This window comes from Acidisoma sp., from assembly GCF_035492295.1.
Taxonomy (GTDB): Bacteria; Pseudomonadota; Alphaproteobacteria; order Acetobacterales; family Acetobacteraceae; genus Acidisoma.
The window spans coordinates 1-5,865 of the sequence record NZ_DATJJK010000030.1 but is presented as its reverse complement, the minus strand read 5'-3'; the positions used below and the strand labels follow the sequence as shown (position 1 = coordinate 5,865).

At 68.7% G+C, this 5,865-nt stretch carries 8 protein-coding genes; 1 reads left to right on the top strand and 7 read right to left on the bottom strand.

Features of this window, described 5'->3' with window-relative positions; translation table 11 throughout:
• Together VL752_RS02295 and cbiE are read right to left on the bottom strand one after the other, a co-directional pair.
• On the bottom strand, positions 1-336 hold a 336-nt coding region (locus VL752_RS02295), incomplete at its 3' end, for a cobalamin biosynthesis protein (protein WP_325352118.1).
• Complete coding sequence (gene cbiE / locus VL752_RS02290) at positions 333-1,547, bottom strand: precorrin-6y C5,15-methyltransferase (decarboxylating) subunit CbiE (RefSeq protein ID WP_325352117.1); 1,215 nt, start codon at positions 1,545-1,547, stop codon at positions 333-335. The genes cbiE and VL752_RS02295, both read right to left, overlap by 4 nt.
• Here cbiE and VL752_RS02285 point away from each other — a divergent pair.
• On the top strand, positions 1,529-2,302 hold the full coding sequence (locus VL752_RS02285) for a cobalt-precorrin-6A reductase (RefSeq protein WP_325352116.1): 774 nt from the start codon (positions 1,529-1,531) through the stop codon (positions 2,300-2,302). The genes cbiE and VL752_RS02285 overlap by 19 nt on opposite strands.
• Here the strand turns inward: VL752_RS02285 and cobJ are convergent.
• The 5 genes from cobJ to VL752_RS02260 form a co-directional block, all read right to left on the bottom strand.
• Positions 2,272-3,036, bottom strand: coding sequence for a precorrin-3B C(17)-methyltransferase (cobJ, locus tag VL752_RS02280; protein WP_325352115.1), 765 nt, complete (start codon positions 3,034-3,036; stop codon positions 2,272-2,274). The two genes, VL752_RS02285 and cobJ, sit on opposite strands and share 31 nt — an antisense overlap.
• A complete protein-coding gene (locus tag VL752_RS02275) occupies positions 3,033-3,770 on the bottom strand; it encodes a precorrin-2 C(20)-methyltransferase (protein ID WP_325352114.1) in 738 nt (245 codons plus the stop codon). The genes cobJ and VL752_RS02275 overlap by 4 nt, the downstream gene beginning before the upstream one ends.
• Positions 3,767-4,399, bottom strand: coding sequence for a precorrin-8X methylmutase (locus VL752_RS02270; protein ID WP_325352113.1), 633 nt, complete (start codon positions 4,397-4,399; stop codon positions 3,767-3,769). The genes VL752_RS02275 and VL752_RS02270 overlap by 4 nt, the downstream gene beginning before the upstream one ends.
• On the bottom strand, positions 4,396-5,478 hold the full coding sequence (locus tag VL752_RS02265) for a hypothetical protein (protein ID WP_325352112.1): 1,083 nt from the start codon (positions 5,476-5,478) through the stop codon (positions 4,396-4,398). The genes VL752_RS02270 and VL752_RS02265 overlap by 4 nt, the downstream gene beginning before the upstream one ends.
• On the bottom strand, positions 5,475-5,865 hold a 391-nt coding region (locus VL752_RS02260; RefSeq protein ID WP_325352111.1), incomplete at its 5' end, for a cobaltochelatase subunit CobN. The genes VL752_RS02260 and VL752_RS02265, both read right to left, overlap by 4 nt.

The window sequence follows — 5,865 nt, the reverse complement described above, 5'->3', positions numbered from 1 at the left end:
ATCGGCCGCGATGCGGGCGAGGACAAGCCGGCCGCCTGGCCCTGCGCCCGCGAGCGCCGCCGCTTCGGCGACGGAGGCGAGGCCGACTTCCCGTTGGGCCCGGGCAGAACGCGTCAGACAGCGCCCCTGCTCGCCCCTCAGTGCCGCGCGGTCGATCCAGAGGATGGGAATGCCGAGCGTTTCCGCGGCTTCCGCAATGCCCTCCTCGCCGCGCCGGAATTCCGGCACCGCGAGCAGATCGGGCGCGCCGGGCCCTTCCTCGCCGGCCGCCAGAAGAAGCGCCACCACGGCCTCGGCCGAGATCCCCGTCTTACAGCCAATTCCGGCGACAATCATGGCTTTACAGCCCGATATTGAAGTACTGTACGAGCGGGTGAAAAGCCCTGCATGGGGCCAAGCGGCCCCAGCCGCTCGATCCCGATGCGGGTCAGCCTCCCACCCCAGCGCGCATGGAGGTCGAGCACGGCGCGCTCGGTCTCCAATGTCACCGCATTAACGACAAACCTGCCACCTGACTTGAGTGCGGACCAACAAAGCTCTGTTATTTCGAAATTACGGGCACCGCCGCCGATGAAAACAGCATCCGGCACCGGGAAGCCATCCAACGCCTCTGGCGCGTGACCTTCACGCACAATAAGAGCCGGAACCCCCAAGGCATTGGCATTGCGAGAAATGCGCGCGGCGCGGTCCGCGCGCGCTTCGATGGCGATGGTCCGGTTCGCGGGATGCCGGAGCATCCATTCGATCCCGACGGCGCCCGAGCCGGCGCCAATATCCCACAGCAATTCGCCCCGCCTGGGGGCAAGCGCCGCCAGGGTCAGCGCCCGGATTTCCCTCTTGGTGATTTGGCCGTCGGTCTCGAACCAATCCTCATCCAGACCCGCTGTCAGGGGGATGGCGGGGCCGCCCGCGACCTCAAGCGCCATCAGGTTGAGGGGGGAGATTGGATCATGAACGCCGCGCGATGCCTTGAAACTGAAAGAAAATTCGTCGGAGCCGCCAATCTGTTCCAAAACCCGGATGATGGTTTCGCCAAAGCCCCAGCGGCTGAGCAGCCGGGCGAGCGCCGGGGGGGTGGTGTCGTCGGCCGAAAGGGCGAGGATGCGGGCGCCCGGCTGCAGCAGCGGGCGGATGGCTTCCAGTGGCCGACCGCAAAAGGAAATCGTCGCCACATCCTGCAAAGCCCAGCCAAGGCGGTTGGCGGCGAGCGAGAAGGCTGAGGCGGTGGGCATGCTGCGCCATTCGCCCAGGGCCAGGCGCTTCGCGAGCAACGAGCCGACGCCGAAGCAGAAAGGGTCGCCGGAGGCGAGCACCACGGCCCGGCGCCCGCGCCAGCCCTCGATCACCGGAAGCGCCTCGGTCATCGGGCTCGGCCAGGGCAGTTGCTCGGCCGCCGACGGAATGAGCGCAGCCGCCAGCGCCAGATGGCGGGCCCCGCCGGCGATGCACTCCGCCGCCGCAATGGCCGCACGGGCGGCGAGCGACAGCCCCTCGACACCATCCTCGCCGATGCCGACAATTGCGAGCCATGGCACAATCTTCACCACTGCGCGTGCTGATCCTCGGCGGTACGACGGAAGCGTCCCTGCTTGCCCGGCTCCTCCTGGACAAACCGGGCGTTTCGCCCGTGCTGTCCCTCGCCGGGCGCACCAGAAACCCGGTGCTGCCGCCCATTCCGCACCGCATCGGCGGATTTGGTGGAGTGGCGGGTCTCGTCCGATACCTCACCGAGGAAGGTGTGGAACTTCTGGTGGATGCGACCCATCCCTTCGCCGCGCGAATAACGCCGAATGCCGCGGAGGCCGCGCGCCTCACGGGTGTGCCGCTCCTGCGACTGGAGCGCCCAGGCTGGGTGCCCGGGCCGGGGGACGATTGGCGTATGGTTCCCGACATGCGAGCGGCCGCCCGGGCGCTCGGCGCCGCGCCGCGCCGCATCTTCCTCACCATCGGGCGACAGGATCTGATCCCCTTCCGGGACGAGGCGCCGCAACATGAATATCTCGTCCGTAGTGTCGATCCGCCGGAGGCGAGCTTTCTGCCCGCACGCACCAGCATCCTGACGGCGCGGGGCCCGTTCGATGTGGCAGCCGAGCGCGCGCTTCTCATGGACGCTCGCATCGACATGCTGGTCACCAAGAATTCCGGCGGCTCGGATGCCAAACTCATCGCCGCGCGCGCGTGCGTGCTGCCCGTGATCATGGTGGATCGGCCGTCCGTGCTCAATGGCGCGCGCACCGAAACGGCCGAGGCGGCGCTGGCCTGGATTCTCGATCACGGCACCCTCACGGCGCGCGGCGCGTAGAGCCAGTCCGGCGCCCCGGCACGGGCGATGCGCCGGGTCTCGGCCGTGCCGATGAACACGAGGGTGCGCATATCCGCCCGTTCCGTCGCCATCGTGGCTTCGGTGAGGGAAAGATATTCGATCCGCTCGTCCGGCCGCGTCACGGCACTGGCGAAGACGACCGGGGTTTCAGGCGCAAGCACGGTGCCCAAGTGTTTGAGCGCCGCGCGCAACTGCCAGGGCCGCGCGCGGGAAATCGGGTTGTAGAGGGCGAGGACCAGTCCGGCGGCGGCGGCGGCCGCCAGACGGAACAGCAGCAGATTCCAGGGTTTCAGATTGTCCGAGAGAGAAATGACCGCGAAATCGGCCCCAAGCGGCGCGCCAATGCGCGCGGCAGCGGCAAACATGGCCGAGATGCCGGGGATGACCTGAATATCCAGGGTGCGCCACGCCTCCGGGCCTTGTTCCACCGCCTCGAAGACCGCGCTCGCCATGGCGAAAACGCCGGGGTCACCCCCTGACACCACGGCCACGACGCCGCCCTCGGCCGCGCGGGCAAGCGCCGCGCGGGCGCGGGCGATCTCCGCCCGATTGTCCGAACCATGGCGGGTGAGGCCGGGCCGCTCGGCGACACGCGCGACATAGGGGAAATAGCCGTAAAGGTCGCTCGCCTGCGCGAGCGCCGCCGCAGCCTGCGGCGTAACCAGCGCCGCGTCACCGGGACCGAGACCGACGACGTAAAGCCGGCCTGTCATCGCCGTTCCTGCCGGCCGGGGATGAGCAACATCGAGAAATACGGTGCCGGCGCCTCACCCAATTCTGCGAGCGGCACAATGCGGGCGGCGGCCATGGTGCCGCGCTCCACATAGACGGTGCGGCCCTGGCGCCCCAGCCGCTCCAGCACGCGCCGCACTTTCGGCAAGTTGCGGCCGAGCTTCATGATAACGGCAGCCTGCGCGCCCTGAAGGGCCGCTTCCAAAGCCGCCTCCTCCATCGTGCCGGGGAGCACCGCGAGCACGTCATCGCCATGGGTCATGGGCAATTGCGCGGCGGCCCAGCAGCCGACCATGCCCGGGATGCCGGGCACGACCTCCTGAGCAAAACGCTCCCGCAGACGGTCGAAGAGATACATCGAAGAGCCGTAGAAGAAGGGGTCGCCCTCGCAGAGCAGGGCAACGTCCTGCCCCGCCGAAAGCCGGGCGGCGATGGCTTCAGCGGCCGCATCGTAGCAACCGGCCATAGCCTCCACATAGCGCTCGTCATTATGGGAGAGTTCGACCGTGACGGGGTAGTCGAAACGCAGTTCCACCGTCTCCGGACGCAGATGCCCGTCCGCCAGTGTACGGGCATGGCCGCGTTGCCCGACCTTGGCAAAATAGGCGATGGCCGGCACCGCGCCCAGGATGCGCGCGGCCTTGAGCGTGAGGAGCTCCGGGTCCCCGGGCCCCATGCCGATTGTATAGAGCCGGCCGGCTTTGGTGCTGGTCACTCGGCCTCGCTCGCCAGCGCATTGACGGCCGAGACCGCCATGGCGCTGCCACCCCGGCGACCCTCAACGATCAGAAAGGGCACACGCCCATCGGCGGCCAGCGCCGCCTTGGATTCCGCCGCCCCCACGAAGCCCACCGGCAGACCGATGATGGCGGCGGGAGGCGGCGCGCCGGCATCGAGCAGTTCGAGCAGATGGAACAGCGCGGTTGGCGCATTGCCGATGGCGACGACGGCGCCGCCGAGCTTGTCGCCCCAGAGATCGAGCGCCGCCGCCGAGCGGGTATTGCCGATGCGCTTCGCCAATGCCGGCACCTCCGGCGCGTCCAGCGTGCAGATGACCTCATTACTCGTCGGCAACCGGGCGCGGGTGATGCCATGAGCGACCATTTTCGAATCGCAGAGAATCGGCGCGCCGGCCAGCAGCGCGGCGCGACCAGCCTCCGCGAAGCCGCCGCCGAAGCGGATGGCGCTCGCCACCTCCACCATGCCGCTGCCATGGATCATGCGCACCGCGATGCGGCTCTCCTCAGCCGAAAAGCGAGAGAGATCGGCCTCTTCCCGGATGATGGCAAAGGAGCGCGCGTAGATCGCGGCACCCTCGCGAATGTAGTCGTATCGCTTGGTCATGCGGGCAGGCTTTGCATCGTTGCTGGAATTTCCGCCAGGGAGAGGCCACGAAAGGCCGGGGTATCGGCGGCTTTGCCGTGGCGGACAAGATCGATTTGTCCCGCACGCCCAACGAGGGTGACGGGTGCTGCTCCGGGGTGAGCGCAGCCTTTCACGCAGCCGGAGAGATGGAGCAGCCCGTCACCCGCACGGCGGGAGGCGGCGAGCGCCGAGGCTGCGTCATGCGTCGCAATCTCTCCGCGCGCACAGGCGGGCGCCCCGGCGCAGGTGATTAACGACAATCGGCCGTCATTCCGATCGGTGATGAAGCCGCGCTTTTCGGCCGCCTGCAGCACAGTCGGCGCCTGATCCCACGCCACGCCAGCCAGGGCGATGGATTTCCACGGCGTCGGGCGCAGGGCGCCGTCCCCATGGGTTTCCGCGAGATCCGCCAGTGTCAGCAGCGCTTCCGCCCGCATCTGGCCAAAGGCAGGGGCGAGGAGCAGAAAACCGGCGTGCCGCCCCAGCTTGGGCGGGTGCCCGGCGCGCTCTGAGACGCGCGCCAGGCCCGTCGCTCTCTCCCGGATGTGGGTCGCGATGGCGTCGCGCGCCACCGCCTTGCCATTCACCGCCCAGTCCGCACCCGTCCATCGAATGACGAGATCGAGCACGATACCGCTGAGCGGCAGGGCGCCCCCGCCATCCAGCAGCACGCCGAATTTCGCGGACAAGCTTTCGGGCAAGGCGCGGTCGATCTCATCGGCGAGAGCAAGAAGATCGGGAGCAAGCGAAGGGTCGGCACCCAAGAGCGGCGAGATGAGGATGCGGCTCCCCTCGCCCACCGCAGCCCCCGCCTCCTCCATCGTGGTCGTGAAGGGCGCGATGCTCTCCGGCCGCAGGCCCCGCACCTGCAGGTTGCCCCGGTTGGTGATTTCCAGAATACCGTTGCCGTGGCGGAGCGCGGCGTCAGCGACCTTGCGCAGAAGCGCCGACGGCAGCCGGCCCCGCTCCGGGCGAATGCGGGCGAGCCAGCCATCGCCCGATTCCATGGGCCGGAACAGGCTGGGGCACCAGCCGCGAATGCGGGCGGGGGCGGTCACTCGGCCGCTTCCGGCATCAGCCCGGGCAGGCTGTTGCGGCGCGGCCGCCAGAGATTTTCGCTGAGCGCGCGGGTGAAATGACCGCGCAGCGCCGCCAGCGCCGCGGGATTTTCGGCCGCCAGGAAGTTGATGACTGCGTGCTCGCCCAGCGTTGCATCGAAGAGAAGATCGAATTGGGCGTCGAAGCGATCAGGCAGGGTGACGGCGAAACCCACAAGGCTTTCCGCCCCGCGCGCGATTTCGGCAGCACCGCGAAAACCGTGGCGCATCTGCCCCGCAATCCAGCGCGGATTGGCCGCGCGGGCGCGCGTCACGCGGCGGATTTCCTCGGCGAGCAAGCGCGGCTTCGGCGCTTCCGGGTTCGCGGTATCGAGATGGTAGAGCGCG

Excerpts from the sequence above, each read along its gene's own strand:
- VL752_RS02270 (WP_325352113.1), bottom strand. The coding sequence starts at position 4,399 with ATGACCAAGCGATACGACTACATTCGCGAGGGTGCCGCGATCTACGCG.
- VL752_RS02285 (WP_325352116.1), top strand. The coding sequence starts at position 1,529 with ATGGCACAATCTTCACCACTGCGCGTGCTGATCCTCGGCGGTACGACG.
- cobJ (WP_325352115.1), bottom strand. The coding sequence starts at position 3,036 with ATGACAGGCCGGCTTTACGTCGTCGGTCTCGGTCCCGGTGACGCGGCG.